The sequence below is a fragment of the Acaryochloris sp. 'Moss Beach' genome, assembly GCF_021497025.1.
Classification (GTDB): domain Bacteria; phylum Cyanobacteriota; class Cyanobacteriia; order Thermosynechococcales; family Thermosynechococcaceae; genus Acaryochloris; species Acaryochloris marina_A.
The window spans coordinates 4,898,928-4,920,916 of the sequence record NZ_CP071717.1 but is presented as its reverse complement, the minus strand read 5'-3'; the positions used below and the strand labels follow the sequence as shown (position 1 = coordinate 4,920,916).

Sequence of the window (21,989 nt, the reverse complement as noted above, 5' to 3'; positions counted from 1 at the left end):
AACTTTATATTTCTATTTATCATAATTCATTTTGCAAAAGCGAAATAACAAAGTACGCCAAGAGTCAAAATTAGCTTATGGTGTGGTTAGCTGTGCTATTTTATGAGCCTAGCGTCGATATCTCGTGGTTTTAATCCTTCACCCATCAGTGCAGAACAACCTATATTCTTGTTCTCAAACATCAATCTACAGCGCAGTTGCACATAAGGTTTATCGCCAATAAACCGTTTCTCTTCGATACATCAGGGTATGCAAGAACTTTCCTATTTAGAAATTCCCACGCCGAATACTGACGCTGTTAGACATTGGTTGCAATCTTCTTATACTTCTCCCTCAGGCCAAAAGCGGTCGACACCTTCCGGTTGCCGGTTACAGTTCCCAGGGCAGTCTAGCGAACTGGCCATCGTTGTATGGTCCCTGCAACGAACCACTTATCTCAAGGTGTTTCGCTGGGGTTCTGGGCCAATACCGCAGGAAAAGAAGCTGGTTAAAGGACTAGAGCAGGCGTTAAGAACCCACTTTCCCTATTACTACCCTAAGCCCCCCGCTATTGATTTAGAGCAAGAGTCGATCTTCGCAGCCTTAGCCAAGGATTATCCGCGTACCGTTCAATATTTTCAACGGTTTCCGAATGGTGAATATGATCTGACTCGGGCCTACTGGTGGGAGCAACGCTGGCGCGAAGGTGTCCAGCAACCCAAACAACCTCGGCAAGTGGTCTTTTCCAACGCCGAATCGAGTGCACCTGAGTATGATTTAGTTTATTTGGGCGGTGCCCTCGGGGTCATTCACGCTGCAGTCATGGCTCGCCTGGGATATCGCGTTCTCCTGATCGAGCGGTTACCGTTTGGACGGATGAATCGGGAGTGGAATATCTCCCGCAGCGAGTTTGCTAATCTAATTGACTTGGGATTGTTCACCCCTGCTGAATTTGAAAGTTTGATCGCCTCTGAATATGTAGATGGCTATCACAAGTTCTTTGATGCCAACAATCCATCCCAGTGCCAAGCCCCTGTCTTAACAACGCCGACGGTTCTCAATATTGCCATTGACTCGGAACAGCTGCTGCGATTATGCGGTGACAAGCTTAGACAAGCAGGGGGAGAAATTTGGGACCAAACCGAATTTCAGCGAGTGGATATAGGCGATGCAGCCTGTGTGCAGACCGTTCATCTTCCTAGTGGCACAGAGAAAACAGTCACAGGGCGCTTGCTGGTAGATGCGATGGGAACGGCCTCCCCCATCGCCTGGCAACTCAATGGGGGACGTTCCTTTGACAGCGTCTGTCCTACTGTGGGGGCAGTCATTTCTGGGTTAGATCGCGAAGTCTGGGACGCCCGCTATGGGGATGTGCTCAATAGCCACGGAGATATCTCTCGAGGACGGCAGTTAATTTGGGAGCTATTCCCTGGGAAAGGGGATGAGCTAACGTTCTATCTGTTCCATTACCATCAGGTCCATCCCGACAATCCCGGTTCTTTGCTGGAGATGTATGAGGACTTTTTTACAATCCTGCCGGAGTACCGCCGTTGCGATTTAGATGACCTGAATTGGATCAAGCCAACGTTTGGCTATATCCCAGGACATTTTAGTTTGGATAGTTCCGATCGCACCATCGCATTTGATCGACTCATTGCGATCGGAGATTCGGCATCCTTGCAATCTCCCTTGATTTTTACAGGGTTTGGCTCCTTAGTCCGCAACCTCCCCCGGTTAACGGACTTACTCGATACTGCTCTTAAACACGATTTGCTACAGGCAAAACACCTCAACCAAATTCGGGCCTACCAAAGTAATGTGGCCGTTACCTGGTTATTTTCACGAGGGATGATGGTACCCACGGGTAAACATCTGCCCCCTGAGCGCGTGAATTCTATGCTCAATACTTTCTTTGGCATCCTAGAGGAAGAAGATCCAGAAGTAACAGAGGCATTTATCAAAGATCGATTTGGCTGGCTTCCCCTCAATCGGATGGCTCTCAAAGCGGCTTTTATAAATCCCGCTCTACTCCTGTGGATTTGGATCGTAGTGGGTTCCAAAGACTTAATCCGCTGGCTTGGCAGCTATTGGAGTTTTACCGTCGATGCCTTCGGCAATGCATTGCTTCGGTCCTGGTTTCCGCGAATGATTCGCTGGCTGCAGCCTTTACTGGAAGAGCGTTTTCCCCAACTTTGGCTAAGCCTACTCGCTCGCAGTTATGCAGTGACCTATTCCTTAGGACAGGCCCGCGTGGAACAAGTCCTCAAGCCACAGCCTAAATCTGAACCTGCAATTGTAAAGTAGGTATTGACCGTAACAATTTCGCAGATATTACTCGATGAGCAGGGAGTATCTTAATAGTAATTTTTCTAATTTATATAACCCTAGTAAATAGGGAATTTAAGAGTTAAACTCACCTATAAACCAGCATCTTAGTTTCTTTTTTTTAACAGGTAATGATGCCAACCATAGGGTTGCAGAAATAGCACAAAACATCATCATTAGATCAATAGTTTTACACATTTCTGGAGGCCAAAACCCTTTTATCATTGCTATTAATAAAGCAAACTTAAAAGCAACATACTCTAAAACTACAATAGCAAATCCAACAACGGGAAGATGGGCTTTCATGTAAGCAATTCCAATAAAGATTCTGAATACGGTCATCCTGAATTACATATAGTCGCGAACCATAAAGGCCGACCAATTTGTACAAGAATGGCACCAGAACTAATACGCTGATGTATCAATTATTGCAATTCAGATACTATGAATAGTCTGACCTATTCTCTGAATAAAAACTAATTGAAAGTCAATAATGCTGGCTCAAAGAGATATAACAGAATTATTGTGCCATTTGATACTAAAAATAGCAGTAGAGAAAAATCTACAACCATTCATCTGCTCTTGAAATTCAGTTACCAGTATTGTGCCCTTAGTTTTTGGAATTATTACCTTTATAAGTTAACTTTTAAAAATAGTAATAGTATCTAAATAATTAATAGTTTTCGGCTCTCCCACAACCCAAGCGAGAAAAGAGATTCAGATAGATTGAATTTTTTCTTATAACAGGCAAGATTAATTTATTTAAGTCTTACTAGAGAAAAATTTATTATCAAATACATTCTCAAATACTTACCAAATATAAGATTGAGAGATTATTAGTCTTGATCAAAAAAAATATCAGCCGCAGCACCCATGCATCGGCCAAAAAAATCTGAGAGTTATATAGAGATATGGCAAAGATCCTAATAAAAACAGGTCATAGAGCTGAAATTCATGCCTGATATGGTCTTTCAGCGACAACTTAATTTCATTAAACGGGATGGAAGTCTATTTGGATATCTTTGCCAGTCTTTAAACTCAGTGTTTGATTGGAGCACAATCCTTATACTCTGTGGATGGAAAGCATGGGAACAGAACATAAATAGAGAGCCTAAAACTATCATCTAGATTCTCGACTTCACACTAAACAAGACCGATCTTGTACCGGAACTATTTTCTAGATTGGCCTTCAGTCTTGTGGCTTAATTCCGCTAGAGTCGGGATCATCGGCCATCACCTCATGGTAAGTTGTGGCACTCAATAGCCATTGGCAGCAGCTCAAATAAACATTGGGTAAAATGACCCAGAATACTTGAAAGGTGAAGCAGGCTAAAAGAACTCATCCCAGGCTAAAACATTTTCTAATCTTAATTCTTGTGGTAGTATTCAGAAACAATTTTATAGATTCGGTTCTAACGGGGTTCAGCCGTTAGAGGAAAAGGGGAAAGTTCGGTGTAAGTCCGGCGCTGTCCCGCAACTGTGATGAGGTGTTAGCCTCAAAGTCAGAATGCCCGCCGAGTTATTACTCACTTACAACATCTGCGAGGTATAGATGATGAATGTTTTAGTTTTGAATAGGTCAGGGTTTTATTGTCATTGGGGCATCACTCCAAAGCTTTGATGATGAAAAGGACCAGGGAATTGAACCAAAGTGTCATCCCTAAGTATCCAAGGCCGTTATTCTCAATATTTAACTCTTGAAAAGAGTTTTCCTGATATTTCAACCAGAGATCAGAATATTTAAGAACTAAATTTTTTCTAAAATATTCAATTGGAATCTTGGACACTCAGAGCTGACACTTTCTCCTATATAGCAAAAAAAACGGGAGCTACGGCTTAGGGTAATTTCGTAATTCATTACGACAAAAAGCAATGCATTTCAGATGTATTAGCGAGTTTTTTGAATAGTTATTCTCAAAAAAAACTTAGTTACTGAGAATAACTAAAAATTAGTCCTGCAAATATTTTGAGCTGTTAATCGTTCCATATCTATTTATAGATACAACCCTAAAAACTATTTTTTGATGACCTTAAGAATTCAAAAAATAGTTTTTAGAGTCATCAAACCATTGCATTGAAGTAAACATCAATTCTAATAAATATTTTTGCCATGACACAAACTCAACATCCACTCTCGGATAATCAAGTTATAGAACAGCATACAGATTCTGAAAGTAAACGAGCAAGCTCTATTTCTCAAAAATGCTTTCGGACTATAGAAACCACATATAGTAACAACATTGACTCGGATTACACCGAAAAGATTGCTGCACTTAGCCGTAACTTTCGCTATGCAGATAATCAAGAGCATTTTTGGACACTTCCTGCTCAATCATTGCTTTATGGCACGCCGCTATATGCAGAGGCATCTAGGACTCAAAAATTAGTGCTCAATCATTTAGGCTGGGCGGCTTCTTATATCAAAACAGCAAATACAGAATGCACTGCACTGGACTATAACCCAGTGACAGCTGATGTATTAGAACTGATGGGTGGCTATGACACGCTGGCAAAAGAAATTCAGATGGAAACTGAACAGGAAGTCGTCCACATCCGTGCTTTCCGTAAAATTGGCCTGACAACGATGGTGTCCTTGATTGATCGTTCTAGCCTGGATGAACTAGCCAAGTGGCGACCTCAAAGAACGCTGGCAACGACTTTTCAACTTAATATGGCTAAAAAACTAGCTATAAAACTTACGGACAGAAATCAGGCAAGCCATTACGCTGAAAAAATCAAGAAAAAGCAGAGAAATTCACGTGTTTTCAAATCTCCAATGGGAGGACTACTGGAAAATGCCATGGGGTCATTTACCCCCCTACACAGCCTGTATGGATTTGGGTGTGGGTCAGGTTCTCTCTTTATGGCTTGTCAATTTTACACATTACGGATGATGGCGAATTTGAAGTTGAAGGATATCGAACATCCCATTGCCAAATATGCTAAGCAGTTAGAAAATAATCATAAATTTGTGCCAGCTCCTACGGCTATCTCTCGGTACCATTTCTTAGATGAAGCTTTCCATACAACGATTTCTAAGCTATTGGGCAAAGACTTATATCAAGAATTTGAAGGTCCTAATCTTTACGAGAATTTGATTGCAAATTTTGTTATCTATATGATGCAAAGAAGCAGCTTTGGAAGCGTCTCTGCAGTCATTCCTGACAGCTCCTCTAGGGATGGATTAGATAATTTTGCACTTGTCTATTATTTACTCAGATCTCCTATCTTCGAATTTAGTCATCTGAACGCTAAACAGTGGATGAGACGTTGCTTCTGCGAGGAGCATGATGGATTTCACCAGAGCGTTAAAAACCGAACTCGATTGCTTAAAAGCTTGAAAATATTCTCTTCTGAGGTCAGCTATTTATGGCCTATTAACCGTGATATGACGGTTATGGGTAAACTTGGTTCGATTAACACTGCTCTCAAGCAAAATATCCGAACATTTGACCGCTTCTTTAAAGAATTAGAACAATTTAAGCAATCCCAATAAACTAGGCCAAAACGGCGATGGCTCACCCCCAACCCCAGATTCACACGTATCTGAACTAGTACAAGTTAGGCGACATCATTCAGAACATCAATCGGTTGGACGCAGATGTGATCGTCATCAAAAACAGCCATTTCAACAGCTGCACTCCGCAAGTGGTGATTGACTACAGTTTGAAAATACACCACGAGGAAGACGTGGCCACCTTTACTCAAAAACATAGTGGCTGTGGTCCAACAGTGACAGGAGGAAATTCATGTATCTATCAGTTGATGTTTGGCAGGGCTATACAGGCTACTGGCAGTCAGCATTTATTCGAGAAAATTTTCTATCTATAGGTCATGCTGCCTGGCAAGGATACCTGACTCAGTGGCGAGGACTAGTGGCCTGTGATGTGGAGGTTGTTGATGTCTCTACTCTAGACTGGCGTAGCGATCATGTGCGCTACAGCATTCAGTACATTCCAGTGCCTGAGGTACAACCCTACCTGAAAATCCATAACCTGGATACAGATTTCGTGCATCACTTGATGGAAGTGGTTAGGACCTACCCACCGGGTCAAGATATGCTCGTCGCCGTTTTTGGCAATGGGCAAGTAGATATCAATTGGTTGCAGAATTTAGCGATCTCCCCGCCCAATTGCTATCACGAGGTATGTAACCGCAGGTCAGAATTTACTCTGGAACCAAGCTCTGACAGGAGGTGTAAAGATGGTTGCTGACTAAATCATCATATCAATGGCCATATTCTCCAAGCAGTCGATCACGATGATCCTGCAACGGATACCATTTTTCTGCTGAAATCGGGTGATCGAGTTTCGTTGATATTTTTGCGACATTTACCCACTGCTCCCCCATGCAGCTATGAAATTATTTGCAAAGGTTGAGAAGAATATCACCTGCCAGCAGCAGACTTCTGTGAAACCAGGCTACTTCAGTTTGATTTGCCCTATCCTTCAAGGAGTGAAACATGACCCAAGCCACATTATTTATCTGTGCACTATGTCGCTTTTCTGCCACCGAGAAAAGTCGTGATGGAGTCTCAGGAGGACAGTACCTGATTGACCAGATGCAAGCTGCAATCTCTCACAATAATCTACAAGATGCCATTGATTTGCAGCCAGTGCGATGTATGGCCCAGTGCAGTCAACCTTGCAATGTGACTCTGGCTGCTCCTAGCAAGTTGACTTTTATCCTTAGTGGGATGTCACCGATTGAGTCAGTAACCACACTATTAGAGTTTTGCCAGCAATATACCGCCTGCCGGTAGTTAGGTGAGATTATCTCAGCCCCTCTAGCTAAGGGAGGCTCGAAAAAGGTATTGCTGAAGGGAGTTATTGAGCCAAGATACTCCCATGGAAGAGAAAAAAAGGCCATTACTTTCAGAGCTAGCTTGCGTGAACTCTAACTGTGAAAGCTATGGTCAAGCGGGCCTTGAGAATTTAACAGTACGTAAAGTCTACGGACAAGATCGAATACGGTATCTGCGCTGTCATAGCTGTGGAGCAGAGTTCAGTGAACGCAAGAACACTGCCTTTTGGAATACAAAAATCCCTGAATCTCGAGCAATAGAAGTAGGTCGTCAAATTGCAGAAGGAACGTCTATCAAAGGAACATCACGTCTGACCTACACCCATCCGGATACGGTGAAACGTTTGACCCTCAAGTTTGGTCAGCATGCCCAGGACTTTCATGAGCAGGAAGCTCAGCAACTGGATATCGACATACTAGAGATGGACGAACGTCATGGATACGTCGCCAGCAAAAAGCAGCAGTGTTGGGATGCGGTATCCATTGATGCCGCCAGTAAATTCATTGTCCACGTGGCAATTGGTCCCCGTAACACAGACCTGATAGAAAGGCTGATGCAAGGCAGTCACAGACGACTAGCTCATCCCCAAGACCTGGTGCTGATGACCGATGGAGAAGCGAGTTATCGCACTCTCTTTCCGGTCATCTTCGGGGTGTCTTACCTCCCCCCCGTCAAAGCACGATGGGTCGACCTCCCAACTCCAAGTATCGGATTCCTCGAACCCTTGCCCACGTCCAAGTCATCAAGCATCGTCAGGGACAAAAGTTAGAAGCTGTAGAGGTGAGCAAAGCTCATGGGAGCTGGCAACGGATCAATCAAGCGCTAGATGAAATAGGGTACAACATTCCCAACACCTCAACTGTGGAGCGTTTCAATGGCACTGCACGACGGATGAATGCTCATCAAGTCAGACGCTCACTTGCTTTCGCTCATCGCAGTAATACTCGTCAGGCCGTTGCTTGGTGGAGTGCTACAGTTTACAACTGGGTGAGAGTGCATCGCAGTTTACGAACTCCTCTAGAAGTAACCGAGGGTAAAAAGCGCTTTCAACAGAGAACTCCTGCCATGGCAGTTGGATTAACTGAACACATTTGGACCGAAGCTCAGATCCTCAGAGCACCGGTTTATATAGCTTCTCAAGAATAGGGGGCTGAGATAATCTCACCTAACTACCCGCCTGCCCTGATGGCAAAGTACCTTACCGAGAGCGATCATCAACCATTCATCAGGCGACAGCATTCATCTTGCCATCGCTACCTGGTGAATCAGATCAGGTTTAACGATGATGTTGAGGCTCAATTTCAAGTTGTTCACTGTATTCAAGAGGATATTAGAATATTCCAATGATCTGTTTTCACAAGGTCCTCGTGAGTTGGCGAAGGTATTAACAAATCAATAGTTCATAGCAAACCCAATATAGAAGCAAGTTTCGGCATAGATTTTTTATTTGTTCACTACTAGACCAAAACAATCAAGATTGTATGCTCATTATCTTAAATCCTTGGAAATAACGATGGTCTTGATGCGATCGCTATCTCGTACTGGATCTTGATACTTCTTATCAATTTCAAAAGAAATACCTTTTTTAGGATAAGACCACTGCCACGTATTAGTCGGTGAGCGCTTGGGGTTGCCGTAAACTTCTTTGATTTGTTTGCGTGTATCCCCTAACCCGATCCCTTGCTCTGTCTTACCTTTATAAGGGCAATTATCTTTGATGCAATTTACACGTATCTCTTTTAACGGCAAAGCTCCTTCTCGTTGTAATTGATTGCCCCGTTGTTCAAACAAAAATTGAAATCCTTGGGATTTATAGTTAATGGTGATGAGTTCCAAGGGGCTAGATGTACATACTCCGTTATCACATTTTGATTCAGTAAACCCACGCACTTTCCGTTTATAGTTCCGTCCTAGCTGGGCAGTGATTTCTCTCAGGGTAGTAGAGCGCAGGTTAATATCGCCAAAGCCAACTCCAGGCTTTAGGGTTGCATTGAGATACTTATTTTGAGCTTGAATTTGGGTCATTTCTTTGCACGAACTGATTAGAGGGATGCTGAGCAACGTGACAACGCAGAGTAAAGCTTTAGAATATTGCATCACTAATATGGCTGTAGAGGCAGCTTAATTCTTTGGGATTAGGATACCCATGTTTTTACTTGGATAAAGAATGACAAGTAGATCAAGCATTTTAGATAAGAAGCTCTGCTACTGCAAGTCACAGCAGGATCAGATTCAATTTAGAAAAATCTACCCTATTTCCGTTCGTTAAAAACAATGGCCGCCCAGTCATTTCAAACAGATTTCAATAGTGGAAAACACAGACTGAGCTAAAGCAGGTAAGTCATATCCGCCCTCTAAACCAAATAGTATCTTGGAGGTCAGTTGTAGGCAGTACTGAGTAAAAACACCATAATCTTGGGGCGCTAAATTAACTCCCGCTAATGGATCGGCGGCGTTGGCATCGTAACCAGCGCTGACCAACAGTAGATCTGGCTTAAAAACCTCAAAAAAAGGCATAATTTTGTTTCTAAATTGTGGCTCATAGTCCGCTAGGGTGCTGCCTGCCTGCATCGGTAAATTCAAGATATTGCCATGTAAACCGGTTTCACCCGCAGTCCCTGTACCGGGATAGCAAGGGGATTGATGAAGGGAGCAGTAGGCAATTTGGGGATGAGACTCAACAATCGCCTGAGTGCCATTCCCGTGGTGAACATCCCAATCAAGAATGGCGACTCGTTCTATTCCGGGTTGAGTGAGGGCGTAGTGGGCTGCGATCGCAGCATTCGAAAACAGGCAAAAACCCATGCCCGTCTCTTGTACAGCATGGTGTCCTGGGGGCCTTGCCAACACAAAGGCGGGGGATTGGTGGGCTAGCACCTGATCCACTCCATCTAACCAAGCATTCACTGCCAGCAAAGCCACTTCATAACTTTGAGGAGACACCACTGTGTCGGGATCGAGATAACTGCCCCCCGCTTCAGCCAAGGATTGAACTTGCTGGATATAGTCGGTGGTATGAATACGGTTGATCCAATTTAAGGGATCTCGTTGAGTTACAGGAGTTGGCGGTAGCCACTGTAATTGATCAGCCCAGGGTGCATGCTCTAGTGCTGTTTTGATCGCCGTTAAGCGTTCTGGTTTTTCTGGATGATAGGGACCCGTCAAATGCTCAAGAAAGCGATCTGAATAGACAATGGGTAGCATGCAGCTCATCCTTGATAAAAAAGGGGACCGAGTTGGGTAGTTAGGAATTGACATCCTCTCCCAGCAACCCTATCGGGTATGCAAGGAGATTCTTTAGATCGCTCCAAAGATTTCCTGCTTCAAAGCCAGTTGACTAGAATTCATTACTGAACCCCCCGTCACCTCGACTCCACAGGCATTTTCTATTCCCCGTTGCCCACGGGTACAAATGACTTGAGCCGCCGCAATATCTCTCGGCTTAATTGAGCCGCACTCTAAACAGTGAGATATCCTGACACTCAAATCCTTTTTCACCGTTGCTCCACAATCTGGACACTCCTGGCTAGTTCCTCTAGGATCAACCTTGCCGTAATAAACATTACGCTTCCAGCACACCCAAGGAAGGATCTGGTTGTTAAACTGCCCAAGGCCAGCATCTAATGTGTGTTTACCCAAAAACCCTTTCGCCATTATGCGGAAATCCAAGTCTTCAACGAAGATGGAATCTCCTTGGTCACAAAGCTGATGGGCGGTCTTGAAATGCCAGTCCTTACGAGTGTCGGCAATCCGTTGATGAACTCTGGCGATCTTCCTCAGCAGTTTGGACCGGTTAGTACTCCCCTTTTGCTTGGTCTTGAGTCTACGTTGCAGCAATTTCAGCTTGCGGTGCAACTCATTAAAAAAAGCGGGGATGTTTGATCTGTAAGCCATCTGAAGTAGATAGAAAGTATTCCAAGCCCACATCAACTCCCACCGGATGGCCATGAAAGGGCACCTCTGGAATATCCACATCAGCCTGTAAACTCAACATGACAAAGTACCCCGACGCCTTACGGACAATACGAGCTTGTTTGACTTCGCATATCTGGGGTATATCTCTAGACCATCTCACTTTGACCCAGCCCAGTTGCGGAAGCTTGATGCCTCTTACACTGAGAGGATGCTTGAGCATCTGAGGAAATACAAAGCTTCGCAGTCGAGCTTGGTTTTTGAATCTAGGTAGACCCGATTGCTTGGTCAGCCAACGCTCCCAGGATGCATCCAGTTGTCTCAAGACTTGCTGAAGCATTTGAGCATTGACGCTTTTGAGTTCGGCAATCTCTTTCTTAGCAAGGGTTAAACGTTTGGCTTGAAGGTGATAACTAGGAAATGGCTCATCACCTGACATGATGTACTCATGCCTAAGAGAACAAGCATTCACTGAGCATTTACGAGAATTAAGCCAGTCCTTACGCTCACGCAAAGCAAAGTTCCAGACTTTTCGACACATCGTTAAGGTGTGTTCAATTTCTATAACTTGCTCAGGAGTGGGTTCTAGTTTGAATTCCCAGGTCATGTTAAGCATGCCTACATAATACTATTTACTGTGTAGATACTGCACCTAGGCTCCTGAGCTTTGCCGAAGGGTTGTTCCTTTCAGTCACAATCCGCTACACCACCAACCAAACTTTTAGCTATGGTTGGAGTACTGCGAAGACTTTTGATAGGAACGGAAATCAACAATCCATCCTGAGGGGGCGACATGAAGGCTACAACCCAGCACAGACAAGCTCCATCGCTCTCATACCCCGTTGATATTCAGGCAGCTTATTGGGAGAGAGTTTCATTAGCTCATCCACCAATCGAGCCAGAACTCCATCCCCCGTTATGGCCCACAGATGAGCAGATAGTCCGACTCGGAATGCACTATGACGCTTGTTCGGTGAAGTGGTGGATTCGGGTCTAGTAATATAGCGCTGTAGGGCGTTGTTGCATAAGTGGAAGTGTGGACATCAATCCCCCCTTGTTGAGGTTGAATTAAGCAGCGACTGGAACACTGACAGGCTTACCGAGTTGAATCATTCGGTTCAGCATCGCGCATTGACACAATAATTCTGTCGCTTGATTTTCAAATTTACGGGACTGCACTTTACCTCCAAAAGCGGTTTTATGTCGAAACATCGTCGTTTCGGATAACGACCGACGGTGATAATGAGACTCCTGTTTCCACTTTTTGCGCCCCTGTTTATGGATAGCGCGTAAGGCTTCATCCCTCGGGTGTGGTGGTGCTTTACAGTTGCCATGCTGCCAAATCACCGCATTTTTTTCGCGGGGGGGATTACAGGCTGGGCTCCTCGCCCTGTGATGGTGTCATAGCATCCGCTTGTGTCATACGCCCCATCAGATGAAACCTGTTCAATCTCTCCGCCAATCTGCTCGAGTAAGTCCGGCAGGATCTCTGAATCCCCCCAGTCATTGGTGCTCACAACTGCGGCCAAGATTTCTCCAGTGGTTTCATCCACAGCCAAATGGAGTTTTCGCCAAGTACGACGTTTGCTAATCCCGTGTTGACGGACTTTCCACTCGCCCTCTCCATAAACTTTGACCCCGGTTGAATCAATCACAACATGACGGGCTTGCTCCCTGTTCAGAATCGGCAATGTGACCTCGAGTTTCCCCATGCGCCGAAAAACCGTGCTGTGGTCTGGCACGGGCAGTTCCAACCGCATCAACTCAAACAATGATGCGAGCAATCCAGTCGCTTGACGACCCGCTAGCTGAAACAGATTTTTTATCGTGACCACGCTCATAATGGCAACGTCTGAGTAGGTTCTGGGTGCCCCTAATTGCTCTGAAGGTTTAGTGTTAAGCCAGTGCTCTGTGGATGCTTCGCTCACCCAAAAGGTCAGGCTACCCCTTTGTCTCAAGGCCAGGTTGTACTCACTCCAGTTGCGGACACGGTATTGCTGCTTCATACTTCTGGCCCTGAACTTAACGAGTTTTGGAGACCCTCTCATTACACATCAGGGAATCCGACTTATGCAACAACGCCGCGCTGTAGTCCTTTTTGCTTGAGATTTTGCCCTTGCAGTGCCGCACTGGTATAGGCAATGGCAATCACAATAACGATAGCCACCAACCGTTCTTGCATGGCTTGAGAGCCTTCGAGACAATAGCCTCCTTGCTTGAAGTCCCGAAACATTTCTTCGATAGAGAAGCGTTTTTGGTAGCTGACGATAGCACTATTGAGGTCACAGAAGTTGGTGAGAATAAACCATGCTTCATCAGGTGCAAAGCCCTGATACCGTCGTTTCCACTTGGCTGCCACATTGAAAGTTCCAAAGCCTTTAGCCTGAGTGACGTGCACATCATTGAGAAATAGCTTTTGACCGGGGGTAAGGCCAAACTGTTGGAGTTGTTGAGTAAACTGCTGGGCCAGAGCCACTTCGGTATTGCGCTTGAGTCGCAGACAAAAGTAGACCTTCTGTTAGCCTAACCACTGCCCCAGCTTGACGGAACAAAACTCTCGGTCACCGAGGATGACCAGACGATAGGCTGATAAATGGCGGATAACTTTGCTTAAAACAGCGGTTTGCTCGTCATAGTTGCTGCTGCCTTTTTTGCAGAGGGCTTCACACCATACGGGAATAGTGCGATGTTGCCAGACCACGCTGACCATCAATAGATTAATCACTCCCCAACTCGTACGGTCGATGACGACATAAAGCTGGGAGCCTTGAGAATACTGCTGGCTCAGCCACAGCTTAACCAGCGGTAGCCAAAGCGTTTCAAGCTCAAGGGTCGGTAAGGATAAGAACCGTTGGATTTTTTTCGGCGACTGTCAAAAAGAATCGGCAGTGGCAGCCCTTCTGCTAGCGTCTCGATTTTGACGCAGCGAAGTGTTTGTAATAGATGAACGAGGATCTCTAGGAGAAGATACTGGGCAGGAGACAGTTGACGGCGTAAATGGGGTTGGTATAGTGGCAATATCATTGTCAATAAGGTGAGCTGGAGATACATCATTTGCAGCCCATCTTTTTTCTTGTCTATCGGGTTATTGCACGAATAGCAAGAAGTTTACGGCGCATGTCGCCCCTTCAACAATCCATCCTAATGTACCTATCTCTCGACTCATCTCTCAGAAAAATGACAGTCTATGAATCTGAGTTATTTCAAACTGATCAGGCGAAAGTGATATCCCTTGGCTGCGGGGCGAATTTGAACTAAGACACCGTTCCCGATCCGATCACCGGAGGGCAAGAATCGGACGTCTTCTGCAGATCCACTCATCTTGAAGTTGGCTGACCGCAATCGTTGCTGAAATTGCGGTCGACGGGTGGAATGCTGCCCCACTTTTAGAATGGCACTGAGGGCATCCATGGAGGCAAAGGTTCGCCAGGTGGGAACAACCTCAAACTGAGCTTTGACCTCCTTGGCAAAGGCTTGAGCAGTTGGCATCTCAGCATGATAGGGAACAGGAATAACAACGCCATTCAAATCTCCCTGACCAATTTCCAAAATCTTTCGGGTTTGTAGACTGGGGCTACCCATTAACACCATTCGCCATTTGTTCTCACGGGATAGATCTATCAAGCGATCCAATCGATCGATATGAGGGGTGAGGAGAACGGCATCTGCACCATCACTAATCAGCTTTGCGACCATATCCTTAGCATCAAAGGCAGGAGATGAAAAATCACAGTCTGTGGGAATATGTGTTCCCCCTTGCTCCAGTAGAGCAGCAATAAACTCATCCTTAAAAGAAAGGTTGTCGGCGGCATCCGAGTCATAACAAACTGCTACCTTTTTTCGCCGAACTTGGTGGACTGAATAGTGGGCAAGGGTATCGGTGAGATGCCGAATCTTGGGAGTGGTTCGAAAAATATATTCTCCAAGCCCCGACAGCTGGTTGGCAAAACTAGTAGGCGTAATCATCACCACTCCAGCCGCATTGAAAATAGGACCAGCATGCAACGCAGCATTCGAGGCATTCGGACCAATCACGGCTTTGATACTGGCATCTTTAACAATCTGCTGGGCAATGGTTTTTGCTAACTCTGGATCATTCTCATCGTTAAATATTTCAATGACCACCTTATTGGGGCCACGGTTATGGTCTTGTTGGGCCATAGCTAGCCCCCGTAGCATCTCTAGGGCAACTTCTCGGTTGCTCCCCAGGGGAACCATGGCAGCTACATGCAGCGGTTTTTGGTTTATCCACCGAGCATTTTCACCATAGATGAGGGGAATGGGATCAGAGGGAGAAGCCTTGCTGGCAAAAGTGAAATAAGTTGAAGCAGCATTATAGTTCCCGTCCGCAAATGCTTGAATACCTTGGCGTTCTGCTTCACTGGCATTGGCTTGACTAAAGCTAATTTGTCCCAGACTACGACGGTTCGCTAGACTATCTGGTTGCCGATCAAGCCAGTTGGGGGCATTAAGAGAAAATCCCATAACTCCCCCTATGCCTAGTAAATAGAGGATAGGTGGGATTTTAGGCAGGGCAGCTTTAAATTGCATCATATTCACCTACAAGGAGTTTCATTATTTTTTTCTGCGATGGGTGGCGTTATCCTGGTTCTGGCTCAGATTTTGCGGGACGGGTTTGCCGAATATCTGGGACTGCTTTTAAATGCGCCTCTTTTTGTCGACGCAGTTTTTGCAGCCGCTGCTCAATGGCATCAGCTTGGCTGGGCTGGTTTAGTTGTTGTTCAAATTGCTCGTGGGGATTTCGCGATAGTTCGAACTGGCTATTAATCTGGAGATGACGATTTTTGATGGCTTGCTCAGAATCATCAAACTGAGATCGAGCAGTGTCTAGGCCAAATTCACTCGTTAGGGTCATGACCTGGTTCAACGCTTCATTCATTTCTGAAATAGCTTTGAGATTTCCCATCTCCAATTTGCAAGCCTCTAGCTTTTCTCGCTCTGCTTGCAGTTTTTGTTGGGATTCCCGCTTCATATTCTGGGCTTGTTCAACTCGCTCTTGGAGTTGCGGCAGGAGTTGCTCTAAGGAGATCACTCTTGCGATCGCAATTCTAGTTGCCTCATCATTGCCCTGATCCATAGCCAAACCGGCTTGTTCTTCAGCATGGCTAAGTTCCTTTTTCTTGACTTCGTATCGCCCCTGAGCCTGCTGGTAAACAGCCATCACTCTAGAGACTGATTCAGTTAATTTTTGGACAGAACCCTGCATTTGAGCCAGGGATTCTTTTGCTGCTTCTAGGGTCACTTTCCCCCCAGACTCCAGGGGCTTTCCCCACAACCAATTCCACCAAGCTACAATCGTTCGCCCAGCAGTATCACCTAAAAACCAATAGAGGAAGTGCTTCATTATTTGTCTCCATATTTTTGATATTGGTAAGTTCCACTGCATTGAGCAGACGGCTAGCTTATTGATCTATATGGAAAAGATCTCCAGTTTCTGCAAATTTCTAAAATCAATAACTCAGGGCTTAAATCGATTTCAAATCTAGAGTACCGCCCATTAAAGCTAGCTATTCAAAGAGTGACTAAATACACGATCAAGCATCTACCTCAAGCAATTAAGACAAAGCACTAAACCAACTTCAAACTACATCAAGAATGAGATCTATTGACTCGTTATAGTTCAAGCAAATTCAACTTAGAATTGAAGGCAAAAAAGTGACTGTACTTGGAAAGATAATGATTAGAGCCAGGATGATTAGCTGCACACAGATAAACGGAATGGCACCCCGATAGATATCTTGAGTGGTCACTTCTGGTGGCGCAACCCCTCTTAAGAAAAACAGCGCAAACCCAAAAGGTGGGGTCAAGAATGAGGTCTGCAAATTAGCTCCAATGACGACACCATACCAAACCAAATCTAGCCCTAACGACTCAGCAACTGGAGCAAAAATGGGCATCAATATAAAGGCAATTTCAAAGAAATCAATAAAGAATCCCAACAAAAAGATGACCAGCATATTGACCAGTAGAAACCCGATTTTTCCACCCGGCAAATTGACCAATAGATCAAACAATAAGCGATCACCCTGTAAACCTCGAAAGACAAGTGAAAAGGCAGTGGAGCCAATCAGAATAAAGATCACCATGCAAGTAAATCGCAGGGTGGATTGACAGACCTCTTGCAGAGCAGGCCCATTCAATTGGCCATAAGCTTGGGCGAGAACCATGGTGCCGATACATCCCACAGCCCCTGCCTCAGTTGGGGTCGCAATCCCAAAAAAGATGCTGCCAAGGACCAATATGATCAAGAAAAGAGGGGGCAATACGGCTCTCAACACTTGTTGTCTAAGCCAGATACGATTCACTTTTGATGCTTCAGGAGGAAGCGCTGGAGCCATTTCTGGTTTTAAGTGAACCATGAGAAGCACATGGCCGACAAAAGCACCCACCATCATGAGACCGGGAATGACAGACCCCATAAATAGGTCTCCAACGGATATTCCTAGTTGATCGCCCAGCACAATCAGTACCAAACTGGGGGGAATGATTTGCCCCAAGGTTCCAGAGGCGACAATCACGCCAGCCGCTAATTCTTTGCTATAGCCGTGCTCCAGCATGATCGGCATCGAAATAAGGCCCATCATCACCACAGTGGCAGCAACAACCCCTGTTGATGCTGCCAGCAATGCGCCAACCAAAATAATAGCTATGGCTAACCCACCTCGGACACGTCCTAAGAGTAGTCCAATGGTTTCCAGTAGGCGCTTAGCAATCCCCGTTTTATCCAACATCGCTCCTAGAAAAATAAAATAGGGAATGGCCAGGAGCGTGTAGTTTTCCATAATGCCGTAAATGCGATAGGGCAAGGCTGTCAAAAAAGATGGGATCGAACACCCCCAAACCCCACCCCCAATAAAACCAAAGCCAATGGCAACCCCTCCCAAAGAGAAGGCAACGGGGTACCCCAAAGACAGAAGTGCCAAAGCCCCTGCAAACATCAGTAATCCAAATCCGCCTTCAGCCATGACGTTTGTCCTCGCTTGTGGGCAATTCAGCGCTGATGATTTCCCAGCTTTTAATCGCTTCCGAACATCCCTGGGCCAATAAGAGCAAGAAGCCAAGGATCATCAGTACTTTCGGGGGACATAGGGGCAACCCACCAGGGTTGGGCGAAACTTCCCAAATAGCACAGGCATTCCAGACGGAACGCCAAGAGACATAGATAACGGTGATGCTAAAGGGCACTAGAAATACCAGCGTGCCCAAGAGATTGGCAAGACCTTTTTGTCTCGGGTTTAAGTCCTTATAAAACACATCCACCCGGACATGCTCGTTCTGCTTTAAGGTACAGGCAGCCCCTAGAAATACGACCGCTGCAAATAGCTGCCACTGTAGCTCCAGAAGTGTATTCGACGATAAATTAGTGCCAATAATACGGCCCACATATCGACCCACTACATTCCAGGCTCCAATCAAAATCATGCATAAGACGAACCAGGAACTAAGCGAGCCAATACGGGTGCTTATTCCGTCAATTTTAAGTGACCAATATTTGAGTAATTTAAACACAGGGGTATCCTTCTCAAGTCCATGCCTTGAGTGTTCGATGGGTTGATTAAGCAATTAGCTGCGGTAAGACCCTTAGCTTCTAAGTCCCAATGTGGCTAGGGGCTAGCGACAAACTGGCTAAATTTCAATTCGTTGAGTTGATGCCATTGTGTGGCGCGATCGCAAAACCGTTTCCAAGGTTCATAAATTTTTCTAAATGTCTGATCCCGTTCTGCTTTTTCCTGGTACAGCTCAAATGTCTCTCTGCGAGCCGCCTGCAAAATATCATTGCCATAGGTCAAGACTTGAGTGCCGTCCTTTTGCAACTGGGAAACAGCTTTTTGGTTGAGAACCGTATATTGAGACAACATGCTGAGATTAGCTTCGTAGGCGGCTGTCTTAAAAATTTGCTGGTAGTCTGGAGGCAGTTTGTCCCAGGCTGAGCGATTGACCAGAGCATCAAGAGTCGCACCAGGTTCCCACCACCCAGGTGAATAGTAATATTTAGCAGCCTTGTTTAATCCCAACTTGGTATCGTCATACGGGCCAATCCAATCTGCCGCATCAATTGCCCCCTGCTGCAGAGCTAAGAAAATCTCGCTACCTGGAATCACTTGGACATTAACGCCAAGACGACTCATAATTTCCCCACCTAAACCAGGAATACGCATTTTCAATCCTTGGAGATCAGCAGTCGAGTTAATCTTGCGTTTGAACCAGCCCCCCATCTGCCCTCCCGTATTGCCCGCTGGAAAGTTAATCAGATTGAAGTCTGCATAAAGAGCCTGAATGGCCTCCAATCCTCCATGGTGATAGAGCCAAGCATTCTGCTGTTGAGCAGTCAGGCCAAAAGGCATCGTGGTGCCAAAGGCCAAAGCGAGTTGTTTTCCCAAATAGTAATAGGAAGCCGTATGGCCACATTCAACTGAGCCATCACTGACCGCATCCATCACCTTAAGAGCCGGGACCACTTCATCCGCCGCAAATAGATCGATCGTAAATCGACCATCGGTCATCTTGCTGATCTGCTGGGTAAAGGTCTGCAAGGTTCCAAAAATAACATCCAATGACTGGGGCCAACTGGTGATCATCCGCCATGTAATGCTCGGATTGGGAATCACCCTTGGAGAAGAAGCTGGTTTTCCACAAGCCGTTACTAACGTCAACGATGCCGCACCAGCCAGAAGATGCCGCCGATTTAGATTTTGGTTTTGAATACATGAAGTCCATTTTTTATTGAACATGATGGTTACAGTATCAATCGAGTTGAAAAGAATTTTCACTTCTGTATTTAGATATTGAATATGAGATATTTTTCTGCAAATTCTTTTCTTTGGACTCCTCGATATGAACTCAGAACATAAGCCATATTTCCAGGAGACTTAGAAACAGCTTTAAGTACAAAGTGCATTTCTTAAAACAGCACAGGTACGGTATGTTCATAATTTCTGATGCATGAATTTAATTTTTTTCTGCTCTACACAATTAATGAACTTTTGTAAAAAATGCAGAAGTTCTAGTTTATGAGAGCTAATAACTTACAGCGATGGCTGACATAGGCCTCTAATACATATTCTTAATTGCAGGACGCGACCCTATGCACACGAAATCTAGCCCCCAACCATTGCCCAGATTTCGTGTGCAAGAAGCCTCCCATCAAAGTCTGAATATCTCTATCCCAATGGATCAACAATTATTAGCATTACTTTTGCAAGCTCGCAGCCATTTACCGGGATCGATACCCCAACAGCAAGCATTAGCCCAACTCGCGCAGTTAACGGGGCGAACTCATGAGGATTCACTGGAGCGGCAGTTACTAGAACTAATATTGGAGGCTCGTAGCCATCCATCAGAATCGGTCAGCAGACAGCAAAGGCTGACAAGACTTATTATCATCATTGAGCAGTCAGGGCGACTCACTCGCTTAAGGAAGTATGCTCACAGCTATCCAACCTCCATGTTTACAGACCTCTACAACGAAGCTAAGCAGAAAGCATGGATGTATATCTGTAATAACCCTGAACTCTATCGACCCGAGAAACCTATATTGGCTTGGGTAAATAGCAATTTTAAATATAAATTTTTGGATGTTCTCAATGAACAAAAATTTCGACGCACCTGTTTCTATGACCCCTTCGTGCTAGAAAAAATTAGACTCTAAAGTTGACATTGAAGATTTTGAAACAACGGATTATTACAATCTCAGGTTGTTTCTAGAGACCGATCCAGAGCAAAAAACTTGCTGCCTACTGGGTGAGAAATCATCCTGATATCACATTCCAATTCCTAGCTATTTCTCGCCATATCCAAGGAGAAACCTGGACAGATTTATCGGCTCAAACGGAAATCTCATTTAGAACCTTATCCAGTTTTTTTCAACGAACCTTAAGAAAATTATTGCCTTATTTCAAACGATATCTTTAGAGCGACTTATCCTGCTCAAATTGTAATTTACTGTCTCAGCATCCTATGACCTCTGCAATTCCCTCCTTTGGCTTTCCAGTACCCTTGACATCTAAAGTCTGGGCAAAAGCACAAAGCCATATCCATCCAAAATTTGATGCGGATCACAATCAGCAAGAATTTCGGAAAAGATTGGCGCTCTACGCGGTCGATTTTTACCTGCGATGCATGGCTTTTAAAATTAAGCCTGAGGCAAGTGATAGTAATGACTCCATTCTCTCTCAATTCCTAGAGAGTGCAGATCTAATGGTTCAGGGCTATGGCAAGTTGGAATGCTGCCCAGTACTGGCTGGGGACACTAGCGTTCAAGTACCGATTGATGCTCAAGATGACCGCCTAGCCTATGTCGTTGTTCGACTTGAAGAGCACTATCAGCAAGCTCAAATTTTAGGCTTTAACTCTCAACCTGTCTCCTCCGATGGAGAAATTGATCTCCACCAAATTCAGCCCATTGACGAATTACCCCAATTCCTATTTGACTGCAAAACGACTGTTCTCCAAACAATATGGAGTTGGGCTCAGGAGCAAAGACAACAGCTTGCTGCACTGTCAGAACCGCTTAGAAATACTTGTTCAGATTGGCAGTTATCTCAGAATTTGAATTTAGCCTATATGCGTTTTGAAAGTGATGATGTGCCAGAACCTCTTAAGAGTCATAGTGAAGCCCCTGTATTCGTCTCCAAAATCGTGCAAGTACAAGACCTTGATTTAGAACTGGTGATGTATCTGGCCCCCAAACAAGAAGGCAAATTCCAAATCGAAATCATGGTTGAACCTGTAGTTGAGCAAGAATTACCAGATACACTTCAGTTAGCAGTTATTGATGAAGATGGACAAACCTTCCAACAGCTTTCCCTCTCCAGCCACGAAGGTGATCTAGTGACTCGTCCCTTTCTTGCTGCCCCTTGCGAACATTTTTCAGTAGACCTCATCTATGGCAGCGCAAAGCATACCGAGAATTTTGTGATCTGAATAAGGGGACTGATGTCATTACGAA

21 protein-coding genes, 2 pseudogenes and 1 riboswitch are annotated in these 21,989 nt (G+C 45.0%); of the genes and pseudogenes, 9 read left to right on the top strand and 14 right to left on the bottom strand.

Annotated elements, in window-relative coordinates; genetic code table 11:
- Window positions 1-249 precede the first annotated feature (249 nt).
- Window positions 250-2,283, top strand: coding sequence for an NAD(P)/FAD-dependent oxidoreductase (locus HRE53_RS23165; protein ID WP_235108115.1), 2,034 nt, complete (start codon window positions 250-252; stop codon window positions 2,281-2,283).
- 96 nt (window positions 2,284-2,379) lie between these two features.
- Here HRE53_RS23165 and HRE53_RS23160 read toward each other — a convergent pair whose 3' ends face one another.
- Window positions 2,380-2,610 (bottom strand): hypothetical protein, encoded by a 231-nt coding sequence (locus HRE53_RS23160; RefSeq protein WP_235108114.1) that lies wholly within the window; start codon window positions 2,608-2,610, stop codon window positions 2,380-2,382.
- A gap of 1,084 nt (window positions 2,611-3,694) precedes the next feature.
- A riboswitch (cobalamin riboswitch) is annotated at window positions 3,695-3,838 on the top strand.
- A gap of 576 nt (window positions 3,839-4,414) precedes the next feature.
- Here HRE53_RS23160 and HRE53_RS23155 point away from each other — a divergent pair.
- The gene (locus HRE53_RS23155) at window positions 4,415-5,800 is read left to right on the top strand and encodes a hypothetical protein (protein ID WP_235108113.1); all 1,386 of its coding nucleotides are present in this window, start codon (window positions 4,415-4,417) and stop codon (window positions 5,798-5,800) included.
- A gap of 65 nt (window positions 5,801-5,865) precedes the next feature.
- Here HRE53_RS23155 and HRE53_RS23150 read toward each other — a convergent pair whose 3' ends face one another.
- On the bottom strand, window positions 5,866-6,018 hold the full coding sequence (locus HRE53_RS23150; RefSeq protein WP_235108112.1) for a hypothetical protein: 153 nt from the start codon (window positions 6,016-6,018) through the stop codon (window positions 5,866-5,868).
- A 35-nt stretch (window positions 6,019-6,053) separates the two neighbouring features.
- On the opposite strand from HRE53_RS23150, the gene HRE53_RS23145 reads away from it, so the two are divergent.
- The 4 genes from HRE53_RS23145 (at window position 6,054) to HRE53_RS23130 (ending at window position 8,254) form a co-directional block, all read left to right on the top strand.
- On the top strand, window positions 6,054-6,518 hold the full coding sequence (locus HRE53_RS23145) for a hypothetical protein (RefSeq protein ID WP_235108111.1): 465 nt from the start codon (window positions 6,054-6,056) through the stop codon (window positions 6,516-6,518).
- A 248-nt stretch (window positions 6,519-6,766) separates the two neighbouring features.
- Window positions 6,767-7,066, top strand: coding sequence for a DUF1636 domain-containing protein (locus tag HRE53_RS23140; protein ID WP_235108110.1), 300 nt, complete (start codon window positions 6,767-6,769; stop codon window positions 7,064-7,066).
- Between the two features lie 85 nt (window positions 7,067-7,151).
- Complete coding sequence (locus tag HRE53_RS23135) at window positions 7,152-7,877, top strand: IS1 family transposase (RefSeq protein ID WP_235108109.1); 726 nt, start codon at window positions 7,152-7,154, stop codon at window positions 7,875-7,877.
- Window positions 7,790-8,254: a hypothetical protein gene (locus HRE53_RS23130; protein WP_235108108.1), complete on the top strand. Its 465-nt coding sequence runs from the start codon at window positions 7,790-7,792 to the stop codon at window positions 8,252-8,254. The genes HRE53_RS23135 and HRE53_RS23130 overlap by 88 nt, the downstream gene beginning before the upstream one ends.
- A 342-nt stretch (window positions 8,255-8,596) precedes the next feature.
- On the opposite strand, the gene HRE53_RS23125 is transcribed toward HRE53_RS23130, so the two are convergent.
- From HRE53_RS23125 to HRE53_RS34960, 3 genes and pseudogenes are all read right to left on the bottom strand, one after another.
- Entirely contained in the window at window positions 8,597-9,133 is a 537-nt protein-coding gene (locus HRE53_RS23125; protein WP_212665484.1) for a hypothetical protein, read from the bottom strand.
- 261 nt (window positions 9,134-9,394) lie between these two features.
- Window positions 9,395-10,312 (bottom strand): histone deacetylase, encoded by a 918-nt coding sequence (locus HRE53_RS23120; protein WP_235108107.1) that lies wholly within the window; start codon window positions 10,310-10,312, stop codon window positions 9,395-9,397.
- A 93-nt stretch (window positions 10,313-10,405) separates the two neighbouring features.
- A pseudogene (locus HRE53_RS34960) lies at window positions 10,406-11,636 on the bottom strand (RNA-guided endonuclease InsQ/TnpB family protein).
- 177 nt (window positions 11,637-11,813) lie between these two features.
- Here HRE53_RS34960 and HRE53_RS23110 point away from each other — a divergent pair.
- Entirely contained in the window at window positions 11,814-12,017 is a 204-nt protein-coding gene (locus HRE53_RS23110; RefSeq protein ID WP_235108106.1) for a hypothetical protein, read from the top strand.
- 71 nt (window positions 12,018-12,088) lie between these two features.
- Here HRE53_RS23110 and HRE53_RS23105 read toward each other — a convergent pair.
- The 9 genes and pseudogenes from HRE53_RS23105 to HRE53_RS23065 form a co-directional block, all read right to left on the bottom strand.
- Window positions 12,089-13,026 (bottom strand): annotated as a pseudogene (locus tag HRE53_RS23105) (IS5 family transposase).
- Between the two features lie 62 nt (window positions 13,027-13,088).
- A complete protein-coding gene (locus HRE53_RS23100) occupies window positions 13,089-13,496 on the bottom strand; it encodes a hypothetical protein (protein ID WP_235108105.1) in 408 nt (135 codons plus the stop codon).
- A 42-nt stretch (window positions 13,497-13,538) separates the two neighbouring features.
- Window positions 13,539-13,745 (bottom strand): hypothetical protein, encoded by a 207-nt coding sequence (locus HRE53_RS23095; protein ID WP_235108104.1) that lies wholly within the window; start codon window positions 13,743-13,745, stop codon window positions 13,539-13,541.
- 59 nt (window positions 13,746-13,804) lie between these two features.
- Window positions 13,805-14,044: a transposase gene (locus tag HRE53_RS23090; protein WP_235107289.1), complete on the bottom strand. Its 240-nt coding sequence runs from the start codon at window positions 14,042-14,044 to the stop codon at window positions 13,805-13,807.
- Between the two features lie 174 nt (window positions 14,045-14,218).
- A complete protein-coding gene (locus HRE53_RS23085) occupies window positions 14,219-15,505 on the bottom strand; it encodes an ABC transporter substrate-binding protein (RefSeq protein ID WP_235108103.1) in 1,287 nt (428 codons plus the stop codon).
- Window positions 15,506-15,620: 115 nt separating this feature from the next.
- Complete coding sequence (locus HRE53_RS23080; protein WP_235108102.1) at window positions 15,621-16,385, bottom strand: PspA/IM30 family protein; 765 nt, start codon at window positions 16,383-16,385, stop codon at window positions 15,621-15,623.
- Between the two features lie 286 nt (window positions 16,386-16,671).
- Window positions 16,672-18,006: a TRAP transporter large permease subunit gene (locus HRE53_RS23075; RefSeq protein WP_235108101.1), complete on the bottom strand. Its 1,335-nt coding sequence runs from the start codon at window positions 18,004-18,006 to the stop codon at window positions 16,672-16,674.
- On the bottom strand, window positions 17,999-18,463 hold the full coding sequence (locus HRE53_RS23070; RefSeq protein WP_235108100.1) for a TRAP transporter small permease subunit: 465 nt from the start codon (window positions 18,461-18,463) through the stop codon (window positions 17,999-18,001). The genes HRE53_RS23075 and HRE53_RS23070 overlap by 8 nt, the downstream gene beginning before the upstream one ends.
- 182 nt (window positions 18,464-18,645) lie before the next feature.
- The gene (locus tag HRE53_RS23065; protein WP_235108099.1) at window positions 18,646-19,773 is read right to left on the bottom strand and encodes a TRAP transporter substrate-binding protein; all 1,128 of its coding nucleotides are present in this window, start codon (window positions 19,771-19,773) and stop codon (window positions 18,646-18,648) included.
- Between the two features lie 353 nt (window positions 19,774-20,126).
- Here HRE53_RS23065 and HRE53_RS23060 point away from each other — a divergent pair, with 353 nt between their 5' ends.
- Entirely contained in the window at window positions 20,127-20,690 is a 564-nt protein-coding gene (locus tag HRE53_RS23060) for a hypothetical protein (protein ID WP_235108098.1), read from the top strand.
- 308 nt (window positions 20,691-20,998) lie between these two features.
- Window positions 20,999-21,964: a DUF1822 family protein gene (locus HRE53_RS23055; protein ID WP_212665477.1), complete on the top strand. Its 966-nt coding sequence runs from the start codon at window positions 20,999-21,001 to the stop codon at window positions 21,962-21,964.
- Window positions 21,965-21,989: the final 25 nt, after the last annotated feature.

Bases quoted from the DNA above. Each gene is read 5' to 3' on its own strand.
- HRE53_RS23165 (WP_235108115.1), top strand. From the start codon at position 250: ATGCAAGAACTTTCCTATTTAGAAATTCCCACGCCGAATACTGACGCT.
- HRE53_RS23160 (WP_235108114.1), bottom strand. From the start codon at position 2,610: ATGAAAGCCCATCTTCCCGTTGTTGGATTTGCTATTGTAGTTTTAGAG.
- HRE53_RS23155 (WP_235108113.1), top strand. From the start codon at position 4,415: ATGACACAAACTCAACATCCACTCTCGGATAATCAAGTTATAGAACAG.
- HRE53_RS23150 (WP_235108112.1), bottom strand. From the start codon at position 6,018: ATGTTTTTGAGTAAAGGTGGCCACGTCTTCCTCGTGGTGTATTTTCAA.
- HRE53_RS23145 (WP_235108111.1), top strand. From the start codon at position 6,054: ATGTATCTATCAGTTGATGTTTGGCAGGGCTATACAGGCTACTGGCAG.
- HRE53_RS23140 (WP_235108110.1), top strand. From the start codon at position 6,767: ATGACCCAAGCCACATTATTTATCTGTGCACTATGTCGCTTTTCTGCC.
- HRE53_RS23135 (WP_235108109.1), top strand. From the start codon at position 7,152: ATGGAAGAGAAAAAAAGGCCATTACTTTCAGAGCTAGCTTGCGTGAAC.
- HRE53_RS23130 (WP_235108108.1), top strand. From the start codon at position 7,790: ATGGGTCGACCTCCCAACTCCAAGTATCGGATTCCTCGAACCCTTGCC.
- HRE53_RS23125 (WP_212665484.1), bottom strand. From the start codon at position 9,133: ATGACCCAAATTCAAGCTCAAAATAAGTATCTCAATGCAACCCTAAAG.
- HRE53_RS23120 (WP_235108107.1), bottom strand. From the start codon at position 10,312: ATGCTACCCATTGTCTATTCAGATCGCTTTCTTGAGCATTTGACGGGT.
- HRE53_RS23110 (WP_235108106.1), top strand. From the start codon at position 11,814: ATGAAGGCTACAACCCAGCACAGACAAGCTCCATCGCTCTCATACCCC.
- HRE53_RS23090 (WP_235107289.1), bottom strand. From the start codon at position 14,044: ATGATATTGCCACTATACCAACCCCATTTACGCCGTCAACTGTCTCCT.
- HRE53_RS23085 (WP_235108103.1), bottom strand. From the start codon at position 15,505: ATGGGATTTTCTCTTAATGCCCCCAACTGGCTTGATCGGCAACCAGAT.
- HRE53_RS23080 (WP_235108102.1), bottom strand. From the start codon at position 16,385: ATGAAGCACTTCCTCTATTGGTTTTTAGGTGATACTGCTGGGCGAACG.
- HRE53_RS23075 (WP_235108101.1), bottom strand. From the start codon at position 18,006: ATGGCTGAAGGCGGATTTGGATTACTGATGTTTGCAGGGGCTTTGGCA.
- HRE53_RS23070 (WP_235108100.1), bottom strand. From the start codon at position 18,463: ATGATTTTGATTGGAGCCTGGAATGTAGTGGGTCGATATGTGGGCCGT.
- HRE53_RS23065 (WP_235108099.1), bottom strand. From the start codon at position 19,773: ATGTTCAATAAAAAATGGACTTCATGTATTCAAAACCAAAATCTAAAT.
- HRE53_RS23060 (WP_235108098.1), top strand. From the start codon at position 20,127: ATGCACACGAAATCTAGCCCCCAACCATTGCCCAGATTTCGTGTGCAA.
- HRE53_RS23055 (WP_212665477.1), top strand. From the start codon at position 20,999: ATGACCTCTGCAATTCCCTCCTTTGGCTTTCCAGTACCCTTGACATCT.